Genomic DNA, 19,549 nt, shown 5'->3' with positions numbered 1-19,549 from the left:
TCCATCATGCCTTCCCTCGTTCATATGCTGGACGTCAACGTATTGGTGAGGCTGCCGGTCGCAGTCTTTTCCCTTGCTTTCTGCAAGTCGATGCCCGTATTGCGTTCATGCAGATGAACTCGCGTGAAACAACACCGAATAAAGAGTTGCAGGATATCCGTGTACGCAAGGCAATCAGCCATGCGATTGATCGCAAAACGATGACCGAGCAGATTGTTGGTAAGGGTGCTCGGGTACTTAACACCTTCTGCTTCCCATCACAGTTCGGCTGCACAGATGAGGGCGCGGTTGTCTATGAATATGATCCGGATAAATCAAAGGCACTGCTGGCTGAAGCTGGTTTTGCTAATGGGTTAAACTTAGAAATTGTAGCTTATCGCGAACGCGACCAGACCGAAGCTATGATTAACTATCTCAAGGCCGTCGGCATCAATGTCAATCTGCACTTCCTGCAATATGCAGCCATGCGCGAGTTGGTGCGTGGTGATAAAGTTGGCCTGACCCATCAAACATGGGGCTCTTTCTCGGTTAATGATGTTTCTGCATCAACGCCGGTTTATATGGCCTTTGAAGGTGATGACATTGTCCGTGATCCGGAAGTGCGTGATCTCTTGAAAAAAGGAGATACCACCATTGATCCGGAAGAAAGAAAAGCTGTTTACAAGCAAGCTTTGACCATGATTGCCGATAAAGCACTGGTTCTGCCGCTTTATTCTCTGCCGGTTTATTATGTAACGACGGCGGATTTGGAGTTCAAAGCCTATCCCGATGAGATGCCTCGTTTCTGGGAGATGAGCTGGAACTAATTCCAGTTCGTATAAGCATTTCACATTTAACTCACTAACGCATAGAGCTTCCGCATTCTTGCGGAAGTCTCTGTCAGCTTTATGAGGTCAGAATGGCGCTTTTTATTGTAAAGCGACTAGGGCTGGCGCTGCTTGTTGCACTGGCTGTATCCGCTATCGCTTTCATCCTTCTGCGTGTTTCAGGTGATCCCGCCATTGCTATTGCCGGTGAAGGCGCGCGCGATATTGATATCGAGGCTGCACGTATCAGACATGGTCTTGATCAGCCTTTGCTTGTCCAATATTTCATTTGGCTTGGGCAAATTTTGCAAGGAAACTTTGGTCAATCTGTTTTTTATAAAACAGATGTTTTACCGTTAATTACTTCAAAAATGCCGATTACATTGAGCCTCGGCCTTTTTGCTATCGCCTTTGCCTTGCTTATTTCTTTCCCGCTTGGCGTATTGGCTGCTGTTTATTCCAATACATGGATTGACCGGTTGTGTCTCTCTATTGCTGTGGTTGGTCAGGCACTGCCTAATTTCTTTTTCGCGCTCATTCTGGTGATGATCTTTTCCATTAACCTGCGGTGGCTGCCGGTTTCCGGTAGCGCCAGTTGGATGAATTATATAATGCCGACAATTGCGCTTGGCTATTATGTGACGCCAGCCTTTATGCGGTTGATACGTGCAGGCATGATCGAGGTTCTGTCATCGGATTATATCCGGACGGCACGCGCAAAAGGGCTATCATCTACTTCCGTGATTTTTAAACATGCTTTGCGTAATGCTGTTATGCCAGTGGTTGCTTTAACAGCCGTTCAGCTTGGCTATTTGCTTGGCGGCTCGGTGGTGATTGAAACCATTTTTGCGCTCGATGGCCTCGGTTTCCTTGCCTATCAGGGCATTATTCATAAAGATTTTCCGATCATCCAATCTGTGGTGATGATCTTATCAGTTGTTTATGTGCTGCTCACTTTGCTTTCAGATATTGCCAACGCATGGCTTAATCCACGGTTGCGGGGGCAATGAACATGACAAATTCGACTTCGATGTCTTTGCCAACAGTAACCGAAATCAGTGCCGGTGCCCGCTTGCGAAAACGTATTTTCGGACAAAGCTCGCTCTTGATTGGCGGTGGTATTTTGCTCCTGCTGATTTTGGTTGCAATTTTTGCGCCCTTATTAGCAACACATGACCCTTATGTGCAGGACTTGACGCAGCGTAGCTTACCTCCGCTTTGGTATCCGAAGGGTACATTCGAGCATGTTTTAGGCACTGATAATCTGGGGCGGGATTATTATTCACGTCTGGTTTATGGCACACGTATTTCGTTGCTGATCGGCCTGTCGGTTATGGTCATTTCCGGCATTATCGGTTCTGCGCTCGGCCTTCTTGCCGGCTATTTTGGCGGGCGTACTGATCTCGTTGTGACTTTCATTGTTACAACCCGTCTTGCCATGCCGGTGATGCTGGTAGCACTGGCGGTGGTGGCTCTTTTCGGTGGTTCACTGCCAATAATTATTCTGGTGTTGGGGCTGTTAAAGTGGGATCGTTTTGCCGTCGTGATGCGAAGTGCCACACAACAGGCACGCGCTATGGATTATGTCACCTCAGCACAGGCTATCGGTGCCAGCACGCCGCGCATCATTCTTGGTGAAGTATTGCCCAATGTCTTGCCGCATCTGATCGTAGTGGCAACCCTGGAAGCTGCTAGTGCTATTTTGCTGGAGGCCTCTTTATCTTTCTTGGGGCTTGGCGTGCAACCACCAATACCATCATGGGGCTTGATGATTTCGGAAGCGAAAAACTACATGTTCTTTGCTTTCTGGATGATTGCTTTACCCGGAACTTTGCTTGGTATCCTTGTTTTGGCGATCAACCTGACCGGTGACGGTTTGCGTGACATCTTTGCACCGGAGGAGCGTTGATATGGCAGATAATCTTTTGACGGTGCGCAATCTCAGTGTGGATATCAGAACCTCTTCCGGCACGCTTCATGCAGTACGCGATATTTCCTTCGAGGTTAAACGAGGTGAAACACTTTGTATCGTGGGTGAATCCGGCTGTGGTAAATCCATGACTTCATTGGCAATTATGGACTTATTGCCTAAGGCAGCAAAGCGCAACGCCAGTGAAATCCGTTTCGATAATATGGAGCTCCATAACAAAAAGAAAACAATCGCTTCTTTGCGTGGCGATCGTTTGTCGATGATCTTTCAAGAGCCGATGACAGCGCTTAATCCGGCTTACACTATTGGTGACCAGTTGACTGAAGGGTTTAGGCGCCATCGAAACAGCGGCATGAAAGAAGCGCAGCAGCGGGCAGAATATTTATTGCATAAAGTGGGTATCGCTTCGGCACGCGAACGTTTGTCGCAATACCCGCATCAATTATCGGGCGGCTTACGCCAACGCGTGATGATTGCAATGGCATTGATGTGCGGGCCTGAATTGTTGATTGCCGATGAACCGACGACCGCTCTGGATGTAACTATTCAGGCTCAAATTCTGTTATTATTGAGTGAACTGCGAGAAGAATTCGGCATTTCGCTTATTTTAATTACCCATGATCTGGGTGTTGTTGCCCGTATCGCTGATCGTGTGGCGGTAATGTATGCGGGGCAGATCATAGAAGAAGGGCCTGTCGCCGATATTTTTAATGATCCGCGTCATCCATACACCAGTGGATTGCTGAATTGTATCCCGCTTCCGGGCAAAACTGTGCCAGGCGGCAAACTTGGTGTCATTCCGGGTGTGGTGCCTTCACTCATAGGTGACATTGAAGGTTGCGCCTTCCGTGACCGTTGTGCCTTTGCACAAGCACAATGCCATCAAAATCCACCTGTCAATCAGCTTGCGCAGCATAGTTGGCGTTGTATTTATAAGGAGGCGGCACATGCAAACACTCATTGAAGTTAATAATGTAACGCGTTCGTTTGCGATCAGTGCCGGATTATTCAAAAAACAGCGTATTCTGCATGCAGTGAACGGTATTAACTTGTCCTTACAAAAGGGTGAGGTTCTGGGAATTGTAGGTGAATCCGGTTGTGGTAAATCCACACTCGCACGCATGTTGCTGGGACTGATGCCACCCTCAACGGGTCATATTTCTTTTAATGGTACTGATCTCACCAAGCTTGACCGCAAAACAATGGCCAAGCAAGTGCAACCGGTTTTTCAAGATCCCTTTTCATCGCTTAATCCACGCCGCACAGTAGCTTCTATTGTTGCCTTTCCATTGGAAGTACACGGAATTGGCACAGCGCAAGAGCGGCGACAAAAGACGCTTGAAATCATGGATATGGTTGGTTTGCCAGCACGTTTTGCTGATCGTTACCCTAAGGAGCTATCGGGTGGACAAAGGCAGCGTGTGGCAATTGCCCGTGCCTTGATCATGAAACCGGATGTGATTATTTGTGATGAGCCGACATCGGCACTTGATGTCTCGGTTCAATCACAAATTCTCAATCTTTTGATGGATTTGCGGCATGAGCTGAATCTCACCTACGTCTTCATCAGTCACAATCTGGCCGTGGTTGAGCATATCGCCACCCGCGTTGCGGTGATGTATTTGGGTCGTGTGGTGGAGTTATCAGACACAGCGCGTTTGTTCAGTGATCCGCAGCATCCCTATACACGCGCTTTGCTGGGTTCGGTTCTGACACCAGAGCCAGGTCTGCCAATACCTGATACGGGGCTTGGTCTTGCTTTTCCCGATCCGCTGAACCCGCCAACAGGCTGTGTGTTTAATCCGCGCTGCCATATGGCCACAGAACAATGCCGAAGCGAACAACCGTTTCTTAACCGTCATGACGGGCGTGAGGTCGCTTGTTTTTTTGCCGGACAACATTCCCAATTATCACTGAAGGAAATGCATTCATGAGCCGTGAAGCCAGTATTGCAACAGCAACAGAATATTTTGACAGTGGCCGGTTTACACAGGATTTGGCACGACGAGTGGCAATTCCAACCGAAAGTCAGAATAGCCAACGTCTGGATGCTCTTCATGCTTATTTGCATGACGAAATGATACCTGCTTTTCAGGAAATGGGTTTTACGACCGAAATTATCTATCACGATAATCTTGATCTGCCCTTCCTTTATGCCGAGCGGATAGAAGGAGAAGGTTTACTCACTGTTCTGGGGTATGGGCATGGCGACGTCATTCGTGGGCTTGATGATGAGTGGGCAGATGGTCTGTCTCCGTGGGAAATGAAAGAGAAAAACGGGTTTTTATACGGCCGCGGCACAGTTGATAATAAAGGCCAGCACCAGATCAATATGGCGGGTTTGAGAGCTGCTCTCGAAACACGTGGTAAACTTGGTTTCAATGCGAAATATTTGATTGAAATGGGTGAGGAGCGTGGCTCACCGGGTTTGCGCGAGATTTGTCATAAATATAAAGAAAAATTACAAGCGGACCTTTTGATCGCCTCTGACGGGCCAAGACTTAATATGGAACGGCCAACAATTTTTCTGGGTTCTCGCGGTGGTGTGACTTTTGATCTCTCGATCGACGCTCGTAAGGGTGGGCATCATTCCGGTAATTGGGGGGGCGCTTTGTCAAATCCGGCGGTGCAATTGGCGCATGCTGTGGCAAGTCTCGTGGGGGAAAACGGACAAATTCGTTTACCTGAACTCGTGCCTGAATCTTTGCCGCAGGCAGTGCGTAATGCACTAAAAGATTGTAAAATTGATGGTGGGACAGACGGGCCGGAAGTCGATCCTGATTGGGGTGAACCGGGCTTGACGACTGAAGAGCGGGTTTTCGGTTGGTGTTCGTTGGAAGTGCTTGCCATGGAAGCAGGCAATCCGCGCACCCCTGTCAATGCGATACCGCCGCGTGCCTGGGCGCGGTTGCAGTTGCGTTTTGTGGTTGGTATTGACCCGCATAATGTTGTGCCAGCCGTTCGCAAGCACCTGCAACGCCAAGGTCTTTCGATGGTGAAAGTTGAATTGTCGAAGGAAGAGATTTTTGCGGCCACTCGTCTGGATCCGGAAGATCCATGGGTCACTTGGGCGCTGAATTCGCTTGAAAAAACAACCGGTAAAAAACCTGCTTTGCTACCTAATCTTGGCGGTTCGCTGCCCAATGATAGTTTTTCTGATATATTGGGGATGCGTACTATTTGGGTGCCGCATTCTTATCCAGGTTGTTCGCAACATGCGCCTAACGAACATATGCCTTTATCCATTGCGCGGGAAGCGCTTGGCATGATGGCAGGGCTATATTGGGATTTAGGCGAGCCAACTGCCGGAAAAGCGTAAATTTTACAGATAAGCCCTGTTCTTGCAGGGCTTATCGTGCCCTTCAGATATTAGGAGAGCAGCTTTGAGTAGTTTGTCTTTCTTCCGAGATATGATTGATGCCATTGCCGAAAGAGGGCAGCGATTGATTCCAATCGCTCCTCGCAGTGCGAAAGAACACATAACGACTGATGAATTGGCGGCTCAGTGTGAGCATTTATTATCGAGCCGTGGTGAAGCATCGGGACTGGCTTTAGCGCATGATATTTTAAACCAATGGCAAAATCTTTATGACGAAGAGCAAACTGCATTCATGCAGATATTGTTGCAGCGCTTTGGCGCTGATGATGAACGAATTGAACGCGCCATTGCGGCCTACCAAACGGATAAAACGCCCAAAAATCTAGCCAGATTATATCTCTATGCTGAGCCAAAACGTCAAGAACTGATCCGTCGTTTGAATGCTGCACCAAAGGGCACAGCCAAGCTTGTGCAAATGCGTGAAAAATTACTTAAACGGCTCAATGAAATACCTGAATTAGAGGCGGTTGACGCTGATTTTACGCATCTTTTTACCTCATGGTTTAATCGCGGCTTCCTGCAATTGCGCTCAATTGACTGGACGACGCCTGCACATATTCTGGAAAAAATCATTCAATATGAGGCCGTACATGAGATTAGAAACTGGAATGAATTACGCAGCCGCTTGGCGCCCGCGGATCGCCGGTGCTTTGCATTTTTTCACCCGCAATTGACCGATGATCCGCTGATTTTTGTTGAGGTTGCACTGACACATTCGATACCGGATAATATTGCCGATGTGCTCGATGAAGATCGTGAGCCTCTTAATTTGAAAGATGCGGATACAGCAGTTTTTTATTCTATCTCCAATTGTCAGGCTGGATTGCGTGGCATTTCATTCGGCAATTTTCTGATCAAACAAGTCGTGGAGGAATTGCGACGAGAGTTACCGCAGCTCAAGACCTTTGTGACACTTTCGCCGGTGCCGGCTTTCGCAAATTGGCTGAAACTGGCCGATGATCCAAATGGAGAGTTGCAACTCGATCTCCTGCGAACACAAATAGCAAAACCTGACTGGTATGACGATGAGGTCAGCGTCAAAGAGATCGAGCCTTTATTCAAGCGCATTGCAGCACATTATTTTATTAATGTCTGTGATAAACAGGGGCGTGCGGTTGATCCGGTTGCACGTTTCCATCTCGGCAATGGCGCACGTTTGGAAAGACTTAATTTCATCGGCGACTTGTCAAAAAGGGCTTTGCATCAGTCGCATGGTTTGATGGTCAATTATCTCTACAAGCTTGATGATATAGAGCGCAATCACGAGGCCTATGCCGAGCGTGGCACAGTGATTGCAGCGCCTGAAATCATTAAGCTCGCAGCTAAATCAGTCAATAAATAAAGTTATAAAACTGAAGGGGACAATGCATGTCTAACCACCTGTTCGATGCTATTCGTCGGTTTATGCCAAAATCTGAGGCAACTTTCATCGAAACGTTAAACGGTCATATTCTGACCTATGGCGACATGCTGACGCTTTCTGCTCAAATTGCTAATGTCCTTGTTGAACAAGGCGTAGAAAAGGGAGATCGTATCGCAGTACAGGTGGAGAAAAGTGCTGAAGCCTTGATGCTTTATCTGGCTTGCGTACGTTGTGGTGCGGTTTATTTGCCATTGAATACGGGCTATACTGTTTCAGAGCTGGAGTATTTCTTTAACGATGCCAAGCCCGCACTGATCGTTGTTGCAACTGAAAATTCAGAGAAACTAGCCGCTTTGATCACTGAATGTGGTGCGGTCATGGAAACGTTAGGCGATAACGGTGATGGCACATTGATGGTGAAAGCATCAAGCGCTTCCACCGAGTTTACTGATATTGCTTGTGATGCCGATGACCTGGCGGCGATCCTGTATACATCGGGCACAACGGGGCGCTCAAAAGGGGCGATGCTCAGCCATAATAACTTGCTGTCCAATGCTCTTACATTGCGTGATTATTGGCAGTTTACCTCAGCCGACCGGCTTATCCATGCTTTGCCGATTTTTCATACTCACGGACTTTTTGTGGCGACCAATTGCATACTTGTGTCTGGTGCCTCGATGTTTTTGCTCCCGAAATTTGATCCTGAAGCGATTATCGCGCGTCTGTCGCAGGCTACAGTTCTTATGGGGGTGCCGACATTTTATGTTCGTTTGGCGCAAGATGAACGGGTTAATCGCACAAGCACGGCATCAATGCGGTTGTTTATCTCTGGTTCTGCACCACTTCTGGCCGAAACTCATGAGAAATTTCGCGAGAAAACAGGTCACGTCATCCTAGAACGTTATGGTATGACCGAAACAAACATGAACACGTCCAATCCTTATAATGGTGAGCGTATCGCTGGAACGGTGGGCTTCCCGCTACCAGGTGTTGAAGTCAGGGTTATGGATATGGAAAAATGTACGCCATTGCCTCATGGGCAAACTGGCATGCTCGAAGTGCGTGGACCAAATGTTTTTAAAGGCTATTGGAATATGCCGGAAAAAACAAAAGAAGAGCTGCGTGAGAACGGGTTTTTCATCACCGGCGATTTGGGGCTGATTGATGAAAGAGGCTATGTGCATATTGTCGGACGTGGCAAAGATCTGGTGATCTCGGGTGGGTATAATATCTACCCTAAGGAAGTTGAAAGCGAAATTGATCAGCTGGAAGGTGTTGTAGAAAGCGCTGTGATTGGTGTGCCACATCAGGATTTTGGTGAGGGGGTAACAGCCGTAGTGGTTCTGCAAGAAAATGCGGAACTTGACGAAAACACTGTTCTAGGTAGTCTGACCGAAAAACTGGCGCGCTATAAACTGCCCAAGCGGATCATCTTCGTTGACGAATTACCGCGTAACACAATGGGCAAGGTGCAAAAAAACGTGCTGCGCAAAAGCTATAATCACATTTATCAGTAGCACAGAAATATTGAGGTCTGTTGTTTCAAGATATCCTGCCGATCAGTCTTTCAGGTTACTTGATTGGCAGGATAAAAATGGCGCTGCATCATTCTGCGGATTGGTGCTGGTTTATCTAATCAGATTTTGAAATGAGTAAAAGGCATGCGGCAGGCTACTGCGTGGCGAATAGAAAAGCTTACTATACTTCAGTCCTCATATAGAAACGTAGTATGATGTGCAGTTGCTTATTCTTGTATTGAGAGAAACTAATGAGCATTATTCGTTTGGAAGCTCAACTGAAGCGAATTGGTTTTGATCGCTATATGATGCTGCTGGCTCTGACCGTGCTTCTGGCAACATTTCTACCTGCTAGCGCTCAAGTTACAAACATACTTGGCCATGTCACTTATTGGGTGATTTCGTTACTTTTTTTCCTTTATGGTGTCCGGCTTTCGACGGCGACGATTATATCCGGCTTATCAAACTGGAAGCTGCAACTCAGTGTATTGTTATGCACCTTTGCGGTGTTTCCGTTGCTTGGTTTAGTCATGCAACCTCTCTCAGCGCTGTGGCTTCCCGCAACTATTGGTATAGGCTTTCTCTATATTGGATGTATGCCATCAACAGTGCAAAGCTCAATCGCTTTTACGTCAATCTCCAACGGTAATGTTGCTGGAGCAGTATGTGCGGCCTCAATTTCCAACCTCGTCGGCATCATTCTATCACCATTGCTTTTTGCATTATTGATCCCACAAGGAATTGGATATGAGGTCGAAACGTCGGCGGTATGGAGGATTATGCAGCAAATCCTACTGCCTTTTGTGTTGGGGCAGCTTTGTCGGCCACTTTTGGCTGGTTTCTTTAATCGCCACAAGCTTGCAACCATGATTGTTGATCGCGGCTCTATATTGCTAATTGTATATTCAGCTTTCTCAGCGGGTGTTGCCAATGGGGTATGGCTGGTAATATCTCCACTGGTAATGGCCATACTAATAGGCCTTTGTATACTTTATCTCAGCATGGTTATGTGTATTACAATAGCAGCTGCGACAGCCGCAAAAATAAACAATGCTGATCTTTTGGCATTGTTTTACTGCGGCTCGACCAAAAGCCTTGCAACTGGCTTGCCTATGGCTGGCATATTATTTGCAGGGCAGGATATTTCATTGATTGTACTGCCCTTAATGCTGTTCCATCTTATACAATTGGTCATATGTGCCTTTATCTCGCAGAGATATACAGCAGGCGTAATTGAACGCTGATCGGTGCAATTATGCTGCTCATCTGTTTGACGTGTTCCCCTTTTTAGAACCAGCCGGCCGGGGGGATTTCCCGGGGTTTAGGCTTTGGGCGAACCAGATGCACCCGAGCCATTCATCAGCGAAATCGGCGGTTTATTCCCGATAGCGCTGTGTGGCCGAACCTCGTTGTAGTTTACACGCCAATCCTCCATCTTTTGGCGGGCATCGTCAAGGGTCATGAACCAGTGCTGGTTCAAACATTCAGCTCTGAACTTGCCGTTAAAGGATTCAATATAGGCGTTATCAGTCGGCGTTCCGGGCCTGGAAAAATCCAGAATAACAGCGTTCACACAAGCCCATAAATCAAGGTCTTTGGAGATAAATTCACTCCATTATCAACCCTGATTGTCTTCGGGCAACCAATCTGACGGCAGACCCGTTCAAGGGTTTGCACGACATCCTCACCACGATAGCTGAACCGGAGATCGGTTGCCGGAGAATACCGGGAATGTGTATCGACAATGGTCAGAATACGCAGTTTCTGACCTGTTGCCAGCTGGTCATGATATATTCTGACCAAAGCTCCGAGTTTACAAAATGAACCGGCTTCATTTTTAAAACAATATAAACTTGAACACATGATGGCATGTCTCAAAATGAGCGTCTAATCGATCCTGCTGATACGCAACATATTAGTACTTCCCGGGATCCCGAAAGGCACGCCGGCAGAGATGATAATATTGTCACCTGATTTCGCAAACCCTTCACGCTTCACAATATTACAGGCACGCCGAATAGTTTCATCCAGATTGTCAGTATCGTCCGTTGTGACGCAATAAAGTCCCCACACCAATGAAAGACGGCGTGCCGTTTCCACCACAGGCGAAAGCGCGATGATCGGCACGGGCGGCCGCTCACGTGCAGCACGCAGACTGGTAGTGCCGGACGAGGTATAACATACGATAGCAGCAAGGTTTAAAGTGGTTGCAATTTGGCGTGCCGCCAGTGAAATAGCATCAGCTGCGGTTGCTTCAGGGGCAGCGCCTTGCTTGTTGATGATCTCTGCATAAAGCGGGTCACTCTCAACCTGACATGCTATAGAGGTCATAGTTGTAACCGCTTCAACCGGATAATCGCCTGCGGCAGATTCCGCCGAAAGCATAATGGCATCAGCCCCTTCAAACACCGCCGTGGCAACGTCAGAAACTTCAGCGCGGGTTGGCACTGGCGCAGTAATCATCGATTCCAGCATCTGTGTTGCAACAATAACAGGTTTTCCTGCACGTCTGCAGGCTCTGATCAGTTGTTTTTGGTGGCCTGGTACAGTTTCCAGTGGCAGTTCAACACCCAAATCACCGCGGGCAACCATCAAAGCATCGGAGAGATTGATGATTTCATCAATATGCTCCAGCGCTTGCGGCTTTTCGATTTTAGCCATTAAACCAACCCGTTGGCCAACAATTTTACGCACTTCTTGCAAATCTTCCGGTCTTTGCACAAACGAAAGCGCGACCCAGTCAATGGCGTTCGTTTCAAGAATAGCATCGAGATCTGCACGGTCTTTTTCTGTAAGAACGCCAACACTCAATAAAGAGTCAGGCAGGCTCACACCTTTGCGGTCAGAAATTTTAGTTCCTGCAATAACACGAGTGGTGATGCTGTTTAGATCATGTTTTTCAACTTTTAACAGCACTTTTCCATCGTCAATTAAAAGTCTGTGCCCGGTTTGGACAGAGGCAAATATCTCCGGATGCGGCAGAAAAACCCTATTCTCATCACCAGCTTCCTCAAGGTTATCCAAAATGAAATTTTGGCCTACTCTAAGCTCTGCGCAACCTTTTGCAAATTTTCCGACACGCAGTTTGGGGCCCTGTAGGTCAGCTAAAATACCAATCGGGCGACCACAGCGTTGTTCTACATTGCGGATATGACCTATCAGCTGGCGCATCATCACATGATTTGCATGGCTCATATTGATCCGAAACAGGTCAGCACCAGCTTCGTGCAATTGCTGGATAACGGCTTCATCTGATGATGAAGGGCCGAGGGTCGCCAGAATTTTAACTTTTTTGTACCCGTTCATTGGTTATCATTATCCTGTTATTTTAAAGCGTGCGTAATGAAGATCAATGCTTCATTAAAGTGCTGATATTTATTGATGTTTTATAAAAATTGTAACCGGATCAGATGCGAACCGTTGTTCCAGCACCTGTGCAACCAAGCGCCTGCAAAATACCTGTCGGGATTTCCAGCATGGTTTCCTGCCCGTCGCACAATATGAAGGAAGCAGTTTGCGGCTCGCAATAAGCCAGCATTGTTTCTATTGAGGCTTTTGTATAAATCGCACGCAATGCACGCAAAGAACCACTATGGGTGACAACCACGTGGGTCACATTCTGATCGAAAGCCGATAGTTCGGACAACCATCGATTTATACGCCCATTGAGATCGTTGCGGCTTTCCCCTTCAGGCATTGCATAGCCGAGTGGGTCTGCGTCCTGAGCCTGAAATTCATCTGGCTGACTTTTTTTGACTTCTTCAAGTGTACGGCCTTCCCATGTGCCATAGCATCTTTCTTTCAATAAAGGATGCTTTGTAAAAGCCTCAAAAGGCACGGACCATATATCGGACAAGATGGAGGCGGTTTGTAATGCGCGCGGCAACGGACTGCACCAGAATTTGATATTTTGGTGTGATGCAATCCGGCCAGCCAGATTGACCCCTACAGCCGAGCCGCGAAAGTCAAAGCGGGTGGTTAAAACAGCAAGTGGTAAAGCAATGACCGTTGCCCATACAACCGACATTCCGGCGACATATACGGAGTTGAAGAATGATCTGCGGAATAACTCAGTATTGAAAAAATCAATAAAATTAATCGCGGTGATAGCACCGGTGCCTTTTTCCGTGAAGGCCGTATAGATGACGGTTGCTGTCGGAATAAGCAAAAATACCGCGAGAAAAAGTGCGATAATAAGAGCCGTTACGACTTGGCCCGGCGTGGCCGAGGCAAGTTTTTTGGGTATGGGTAATGCGAAAGCCATTGCGGCAGTCTCCGGTATGAAGTCGGCTGTTCCGGCAAGCCGCTGGGCGCCAGATCAAACGAAAGCAGATATTCGGGTGGAACCGCCTGACTCAGCAGGCGGTTTGTTTAAGTCAGAAAATTTCTGGCAAAGCATCAATTCCAGTCGTATGTCCGGCTGCATAAAGAGGCAGCCGGACATACAAAACTTTATTTGACGAGTGCGAGAGCTTCTTCTGCTTTAGCTTTTGCGGCCGCATATTGTTTGGTGGCAAAAGCTGCCCATTGCTGTTCCAGCTCAGCCTGACGGGCTGTTTTATCTTTGCCCCCCGAAAATGCATCGCGGATTTGCTGGCTGACAGCCTCGTCGGCACTGACAGGCATTGCAGATACCAGATCACGCGCTTCCTTAACCAGGGCACGCGCCTCAGCCACTTCGCTTTTTTCCAAAGCAGCTTCTGCCGCCTGAATAGCGCGGGTTGCCGCTTTCAGATTGTCCAGCTGAAAAGAGATCAGCTGATCGTAAAGTGCGTCCACTGCATCGGTACGTCTTTTGGATGTTTCTGAATCAAAAACCAGCATGTTCTGAAAACGGGCATCCTTGAACGGGTTAGGAAAACCTTCCGGTGCAGCTTCATAGGTTGCAGGATTAATCGGCAAACGGCGGATAGCAGGTTCTAATAGAACTGTCTGACCCTTTTCGGAGAGCAGATAATTGATGAAAGCTTCAGCGCCTGCTTGATTGGGCGCATTGGCGACAATGCCGATATTGGCAGGTACGACAGTTGTAACCGATGGATAAGAGAAGCTTACAGGAAAGCCGCTGGCCTGTGCGGAAAAGGCAAAAAAGTCAATGACAATGCCAATGCCTGTCTGGCCGGAATTAACCGCATCCGGTACACCATAAGAACGCTCGGTAACCTGCTGCAAATTGCCCCCGATATTTTTCAAGGTAGCCCAGCCTTTATCCCAGCCTTCACCTTGCAAAATTGTCTCGATGGTCAGATGAGTTGTACCTGAACGTGACGGCGCAGCAATGGCCACATGGTCATGATATTCCGGTTTTGCCAAATCGGCCCATTCAAGCGGCTTTTGCAAGCTGTTGGCTTCCAGGTAACGATCATTGGACATGATGCCATAACCGGATGCTGCAAAGCCGAAATAATATGAATCAGGATCATTGACGGGATAAGAGCCGACTTTATCCGGCAAACCGGTTACTGTAGGCGTAAATTTACTTAAGAGATTGCGCTCTTTTAAAACTTCAAAAGCATCAGGTGCGGACGCCCAGAACAAATCAACCTGATTATTTGATTTCGTCTCGTCGACATATTTTACGCCCGAGCTTGTGCTTTTGTTCTGTACATCCAGTATATAGCCTGGATTATTCGCTTCAAAACTTGCTTTAAACGGATCTGTTACATCTTTCGAGAAAGATGTAACCACTGTCACTTTGCCACCCTCCTGAGCAGAAGCAGTTGAAAGAACCGCGACAGAAACCAGCATCGCTGCTGCAATTGTTTTTAGCATAGATATTTCCTCCCTCAAATTTCACCTGTCTTCAGGTGTGTAATCTATAGAAGCAAGTATCGTGCCAAACTGAAAAACGCTTATAATTCAGCGTTTTAATAATAAGAATGCGTCAAATGGGTAACATTGGTGCCAAATGATGGGTCATTTAGGTATCATCATTTTCATCACCTTGGACTGCAATGTCATATTTCTTCATTTTCAGATATAATGTTTTTCTGGAAATGCCCAATGCCTGTGCTGAATTTCCGATGCGGTTTTCATGGGCGGCCAATGTTTCCGTCAGAATAGCCTTTTCATGGCGCTCCATCTGTGTTTCCAGTGTTTGATGGTCACCAGGATTGCTATCTTCTTCTGTGAAGTCACTTTCAAGGCCAAGAACAGTGCGCTCCGCTACATTGCGCAATTCGCGGACATTGCCGGGCCAGGCTCTGCTTTCCAGCTCAGCCATGAGTTTCGGATCAATTTTAGGCGCTGTACCATTTTGCCGTTTGACGGCCATATCGAGAAAAAGCTTGAACAATAGGCTTACATCACCTTTTCGTTCTGCTAGAGGCGGAATTTCAACGCGTGCAATATCCAGCCTATAGGCTAAATCTTCGCGGAACCGGCCTTCTGTCGCCAACTGATGAAGGTCGGTTTTGGTTGCGGCAATCACCTGAATATCAACACTGAGCTGCGTATTGGAGCCAAGACGCTCAAACATGCGCTCTTGTAAGACACGCAGCAAGCGCACCTGAGCGCTTAATGGCATGGATTCAATTTCATCAAGAAAGAGCGTGCCTTTATTGGCGTGCTCAATCTTACCGATACGCTTTTCACGCGCTCCGGTAAAGGCGCCGGCTTCATGTCCGAAAAGCTCGGATTCAAGCATTGTTTCAGGAATTGCGCCACAATTAACCGCAACAAAATTGCCTGGTCTCTTGCTGAAATCATGCAATGCACGCGCGGTAACTTCCTTGCCGGTTCCGGTTTTGCCGATAAGCAAAATATCGCTGGCAACACCACAAATACGTTGCAGTTTTTTACGTAATTGCACCATCGCAGCTGAGTGGCCGATGAGGCGGGCTTCCCAGCCATCCTCCTTAATCGCTTGCCGCAGCCTGCGATTTTCCAATACCAGTTGACGATGGCTTTGAGCACGGCGAATTGTTTCAATCAAAATTAACGGATCGGCTGGTTTTTCTAAAAAATCCCATGCACCATCCCGCATCGCACGTAATGCCATTGGAATATCACCATGCCCTGACATCAGCACAATAGGAATTTCCGCATCAATTGCCCGCACGGCCTTCAACAGATCAAAGCCGTCATGTTTGGGCATGCGCACGTCTGAAACAATGACCGTCTGGCCGTCAGGATGCATATCTGAAAGGGCAGCGGCCACTGAACTATGCGGGGCGACGCGATAGTTTTCCAACTCCAGCACTTCACAGCAGGCTTCCAGCACATTGGCATCGTCATCAATCAGAATGATTTCAGCTTGCAAAGACATTATGACCCTTTCAGTGCAACAATAAATCGTGTTCCTTGCGGGCCGGTATCTGCCACAGAAAGACTGGCGCCGAAATCTTTTACGATATTATAAGAAATAGAAAGACCAAGACCCAAGCCTGATCCGACGGGTTTGGTGGTAAAGAACGGATCAAAAATGGCGTTCAGGTTTTCTGTGTCGATGCCTGAGCCTGTATCCGTAATACTTAAAGCTGCGCCTTGCTCATTTGGCGTAACCGATATGGTAACTACGCGTATACTATGCTCTTTGACCGCATCTAATGCATTCGCAATCAGATTAACGATAACTTGTTCCAAGCGTACCTGTTCGGCCAGAATGAAAAGGGGCTGCTCTAATGTGGGAAGGTCAAGTTTAAGCGTGACGTTTTCTTCATCAAAACGATGCTCCAGCAGGCTGAGCGCCCCATGAATAGTGTCATATAAATTGACGGATTGTTGTTTTGTATCAGGGCGTCTGGCAAAGCGTCGGATATGACTGATCTGATTGGCCATACGGGTAGTTAACAGGCGTATTTTTTCAAAATTAGCTAATGCACGGTCACTATTGCCGCGCTCGATAAATTTTGAACCGCTATGAATATGCGCCCTTATAGCTGCCAGCGGTTGATTGAGCTCGTGACCAATACCGGCAGCCATCTGTCCAAGCGCTGCTAATTTGGCCGATTGCACCAGCTCGTCGCGGGTTTGTCGAAATAATATCAATGCCGCGGCCAAATCCGCAAGCTCGTCCGTTCCTTTGGCAGAAATGTCTGTATCTGCCCGTCCGGCACTGATGGCATTGGCGGCCAAAGCCAATTGGCGGATACGCAACAAAAGATTACGGTGCACGTAGAAAACGCCAATTGCAACAGCCAGTAAAACAGAAAGCAAGGCAATAGCCGCCAGTAGTTTTCTGCCGGTGTTAATGGCATTGGCGGCACGTTCTGCTGCTTCCGCAGCGCGAGCCTCAATTGCAGTCACTTCGGCAGCAATATTACGCCCAAGCTGGTTAACCAGATGGTTATTCATCACAACCAATTCTTCCAGCCGAGCGGTTTCGCGCATTTGCGAGCGTTTGCGGTTAGGGGTGCCATTTTCCGGATTGGATTTATCTAATATACGTTTTGCAAGCTGACGGACGGTAATACTATCCGGCCAGCTTTTCAGGGTGGTCAGATGTGAATTAAGTTCATCTGCACTGTCTCCCAAAAATGCATTGGTTTCTTGCAGATCATCGGCAGTATAACCATTGGCCAGTCTCGCAATTAATCCTGTCGAGAGGCTTGCTTGTGCAACCAGTGAAAGCAGAGCTTCGCTTTTACGCTGTTCATCCAGCGCGGCCGCATCATGGCTGTTACGCATTTCGGTTTCGATATTGAAACGTGTGTCATCAACCAGAGGTGCAGCTTCATCAATCAGATCTGCCTGTACCCAGCGCAGTTCATCAATATCGGCATGCATGGCTTCAATCAGAGTAAACCGTTTGCCCGCGGTCATATCAATCTGAAGCAAGTTATGTTGAATGGTCTGTGCCACTGGCAAAATTGTATTGACCCGTTGATTGACATCACCATTTTCAAGCAGGTTTTCCAGCTCGTCGAGATGGGCGGCGTAAACACGCCGTATTTCATTATATTCCGATCTGGTTTTTGCACCTGCTAAGGGCGAGGTAAGCGAGCCGATATCAGCACCGGCCTTGGACAAACGCGAGGCAAAAACCAGACGCGGTATTTGTTCTTCTGCAATATGTGATAGTTCGCCGGATAACTGATAATATGATAGCCAGCCAACCGTACAAGCGCCAACGGCCAGGCCAACAATGGTTATAAATGCAGCACCCAGACGTGCCCCGATACCAAAACGCCATTTTGGCATGGCCTTCGATAAAATATGGATATTTTCAGGCATAAATTTACCGATACTGCCAGAGGTCATCAATAACAGGCGACACTGATGAAAGCAGTTTTTCTACTGTTAGAAGATTGTGTTCAACGGAATGACGAATTTGCCTGGCAAAGTCATCTTGTGCTGATGTGCGGGCAACACTGCGCGGCCATTCTGCTTTCAATGCTTCGTTGAGTTGCACAGCATCATAAACGATCAGCGGCGGTTTGCTAAGCAATTGCCGGGCTTGCTCCAGCGAGAAGCTGCTTTGCGCATCAAGCCGCTGACGCGCTTCCAGTTCAGCAATTTTCTTCCAGAGTCTTACAAGTGTTGCTCTGCGCCTGACAATAAAATCGTCAAAGATAAGGTTAACCAGACCATATCTTTCTGCCGACAGATCGGGATTGAACTGAACCGTTTGCATTAAGCCGCGACTTGCAGATTTGGGCAATAAATCACCGTTCAGCCTGGCAAGAACCGGTATCCTGTTAATTGTCGGCAACCGTAATATTTTCTGACCATTTTCCGAGAAGATGAAATCGACAAATTTTTCTGCATTGGCAACGTTTTTGGCATCTTTCAAAATTGCGATACTGGCCGGTATATAGGCTGCATCAGCGGGCATGATAAAAACATTTTCGCCATTTTTTGCGTCCTGTGAGGAGGCTAAGAAATCGATGGTTATACCGATGCCAAAACGGCGTTGCGCAACGCCGGATGCCACACCAAAACTACGGGCTGTAACGGTTGAAAGATTTCCTCCCAGTTTCGACAGCATCGCCCAGCCTTTATCCCAGCCATAAGTCTGCAAAAACATTTCTACAATGAGATGGGTGGTTCCTGAGCGGGAAGGCGAGGTGATGCCGATATGGCCGGAATAAACAGGCTTTAAAAGATCATCCCAATTATAGGGTATGGGCAGTTTATGCTGATGCAAATAGGCAGGGCTATAGACAATTCCGTAACGCGAAAGCGCAAAGCCCAGATAATAGAAGTGGCTCGGTTTGTCTGAACAGTTTCTGGCTTTTTGCTAAGTGGATTTCCGCCGCAATTATGCCGCCACGCACCCTTGCTATCCATTGAGATAGCGATCTCTGCCTTTTTCAGCACGTCGGTGAAGTCGATGGAAGTGAACTGTGATCCTTGATCCGTGTTTAATATTTCAGGCTTTCCATAGCGGATCATCGCTTCCTCAACCGCTTCTATGCAGAAGTCCTCCTCCATCGTGATCGATAGTCGCCATGACAGAACCCGGCGGCTGAACCAGTCGACGACAGCGAACAGATAGACAAAACCACCTGCCATCGGAAGTGGAGTAAGAAGCGCAAACGCGCTTCTCCTCCCCGAACCGTACGTGCACCTTTCAGCGCATACGGCTCTCCATTCAAACTTGGCCCATGGCCA

Annotated in this window: 15 protein-coding genes and 2 pseudogenes; 9 read left to right on the top strand and 8 right to left on the bottom strand. The window is 47.7% G+C overall.

Annotation, left to right across the window (positions count from 1 at the left end; genetic code table 11):
* From FHS77_RS14350 to FHS77_RS14310, 9 genes are all read left to right on the top strand, one after another.
* Positions 1–806, top strand: an 806-nt coding sequence (locus FHS77_RS14350) for an ABC transporter substrate-binding protein (RefSeq protein ID WP_246431358.1), incomplete at its 5' end; no start/stop codon positions are given.
* A 92-nt stretch (positions 807–898) separates the two neighbouring features.
* On the top strand, positions 899–1,816 hold the full coding sequence (locus FHS77_RS14345) for an ABC transporter permease (RefSeq protein ID WP_184224581.1): 918 nt from the start codon (positions 899–901) through the stop codon (positions 1,814–1,816).
* Positions 1,813–2,715, top strand: coding sequence for an ABC transporter permease (locus FHS77_RS14340; protein ID WP_210307155.1), 903 nt, complete (start codon positions 1,813–1,815; stop codon positions 2,713–2,715). Before FHS77_RS14345 ends, FHS77_RS14340 begins: the two co-directional genes overlap by 4 nt.
* 1 nt (position 2,716) lies before the next feature.
* On the top strand, positions 2,717–3,700 hold the full coding sequence (locus FHS77_RS14335) for an ABC transporter ATP-binding protein (protein WP_184224577.1): 984 nt from the start codon (positions 2,717–2,719) through the stop codon (positions 3,698–3,700).
* Positions 3,684–4,670, top strand: a complete 987-nt coding sequence (locus FHS77_RS14330) for an ABC transporter ATP-binding protein (protein ID WP_184224575.1) — start codon at positions 3,684–3,686, stop codon at positions 4,668–4,670. Before FHS77_RS14335 ends, FHS77_RS14330 begins: the two co-directional genes overlap by 17 nt.
* A complete protein-coding gene (locus tag FHS77_RS14325) occupies positions 4,667–6,055 on the top strand; it encodes a M20 family metallopeptidase (protein WP_184224573.1) in 1,389 nt (462 codons plus the stop codon). Before FHS77_RS14330 ends, FHS77_RS14325 begins: the two co-directional genes overlap by 4 nt.
* A 64-nt stretch (positions 6,056–6,119) precedes the next feature.
* Positions 6,120–7,457, top strand: a complete 1,338-nt coding sequence (locus FHS77_RS14320) for a malonyl-CoA decarboxylase (RefSeq protein ID WP_184224571.1) — start codon at positions 6,120–6,122, stop codon at positions 7,455–7,457.
* A gap of 26 nt (positions 7,458–7,483) precedes the next feature.
* Complete coding sequence (locus tag FHS77_RS14315; RefSeq protein WP_184224569.1) at positions 7,484–8,995, top strand: malonate--CoA ligase; 1,512 nt, start codon at positions 7,484–7,486, stop codon at positions 8,993–8,995.
* 251 nt (positions 8,996–9,246) lie between these two features.
* A complete protein-coding gene (locus FHS77_RS14310) occupies positions 9,247–10,239 on the top strand; it encodes a bile acid:sodium symporter family protein (RefSeq protein WP_184224567.1) in 993 nt (330 codons plus the stop codon).
* A gap of 77 nt (positions 10,240–10,316) precedes the next feature.
* Here the strand turns inward: FHS77_RS14310 and FHS77_RS14305 are convergent.
* The 8 genes and pseudogenes from FHS77_RS14305 to FHS77_RS14270 form a co-directional block, all read right to left on the bottom strand.
* A pseudogene (locus FHS77_RS14305) lies at positions 10,317–10,783 on the bottom strand (integrase core domain-containing protein); the annotation flags it as partial.
* 99 nt (positions 10,784–10,882) lie between these two features.
* A complete protein-coding gene (gene pyk, locus FHS77_RS14300) occupies positions 10,883–12,301 on the bottom strand; it encodes a pyruvate kinase (protein ID WP_184224565.1) in 1,419 nt (472 codons plus the stop codon).
* Positions 12,302–12,401: 100 nt separating this feature from the next.
* On the bottom strand, positions 12,402–13,259 hold the full coding sequence (locus FHS77_RS14295) for a histidine phosphatase family protein (RefSeq protein WP_184224563.1): 858 nt from the start codon (positions 13,257–13,259) through the stop codon (positions 12,402–12,404).
* Positions 13,260–13,447: 188 nt separating this feature from the next.
* Positions 13,448–14,767, bottom strand: a complete 1,320-nt coding sequence (locus FHS77_RS14290) for an ABC transporter substrate-binding protein (protein ID WP_184224561.1) — start codon at positions 14,765–14,767, stop codon at positions 13,448–13,450.
* Between the two features lie 148 nt (positions 14,768–14,915).
* Positions 14,916–16,262 (bottom strand): sigma-54-dependent transcriptional regulator, encoded by a 1,347-nt coding sequence (locus tag FHS77_RS14285; protein WP_184224559.1) that lies wholly within the window; start codon positions 16,260–16,262, stop codon positions 14,916–14,918.
* Positions 16,262–18,169, bottom strand: coding sequence for an ATP-binding protein (locus FHS77_RS14280; RefSeq protein WP_184224557.1), 1,908 nt, complete (start codon positions 18,167–18,169; stop codon positions 16,262–16,264). The genes FHS77_RS14285 and FHS77_RS14280 overlap by 1 nt, the downstream gene beginning before the upstream one ends.
* 4 nt (positions 18,170–18,173) lie before the next feature.
* Positions 18,174–19,103, bottom strand: a complete 930-nt coding sequence (locus FHS77_RS14275; protein WP_374786278.1) for an ABC transporter substrate-binding protein — start codon at positions 19,101–19,103, stop codon at positions 18,174–18,176.
* A 92-nt stretch (positions 19,104–19,195) separates the two neighbouring features.
* A pseudogene (locus FHS77_RS14270) lies at positions 19,196–19,549 on the bottom strand (transposase); the annotation flags it as partial.

The sequence above is a fragment of the Paenochrobactrum gallinarii genome (genome assembly GCF_014205685.1).
GTDB classification, from domain to species: domain Bacteria; phylum Pseudomonadota; class Alphaproteobacteria; order Rhizobiales; family Rhizobiaceae; genus Paenochrobactrum; species Paenochrobactrum gallinarii.
This window is presented reverse-complemented; position numbering and strand designations above follow the sequence as displayed.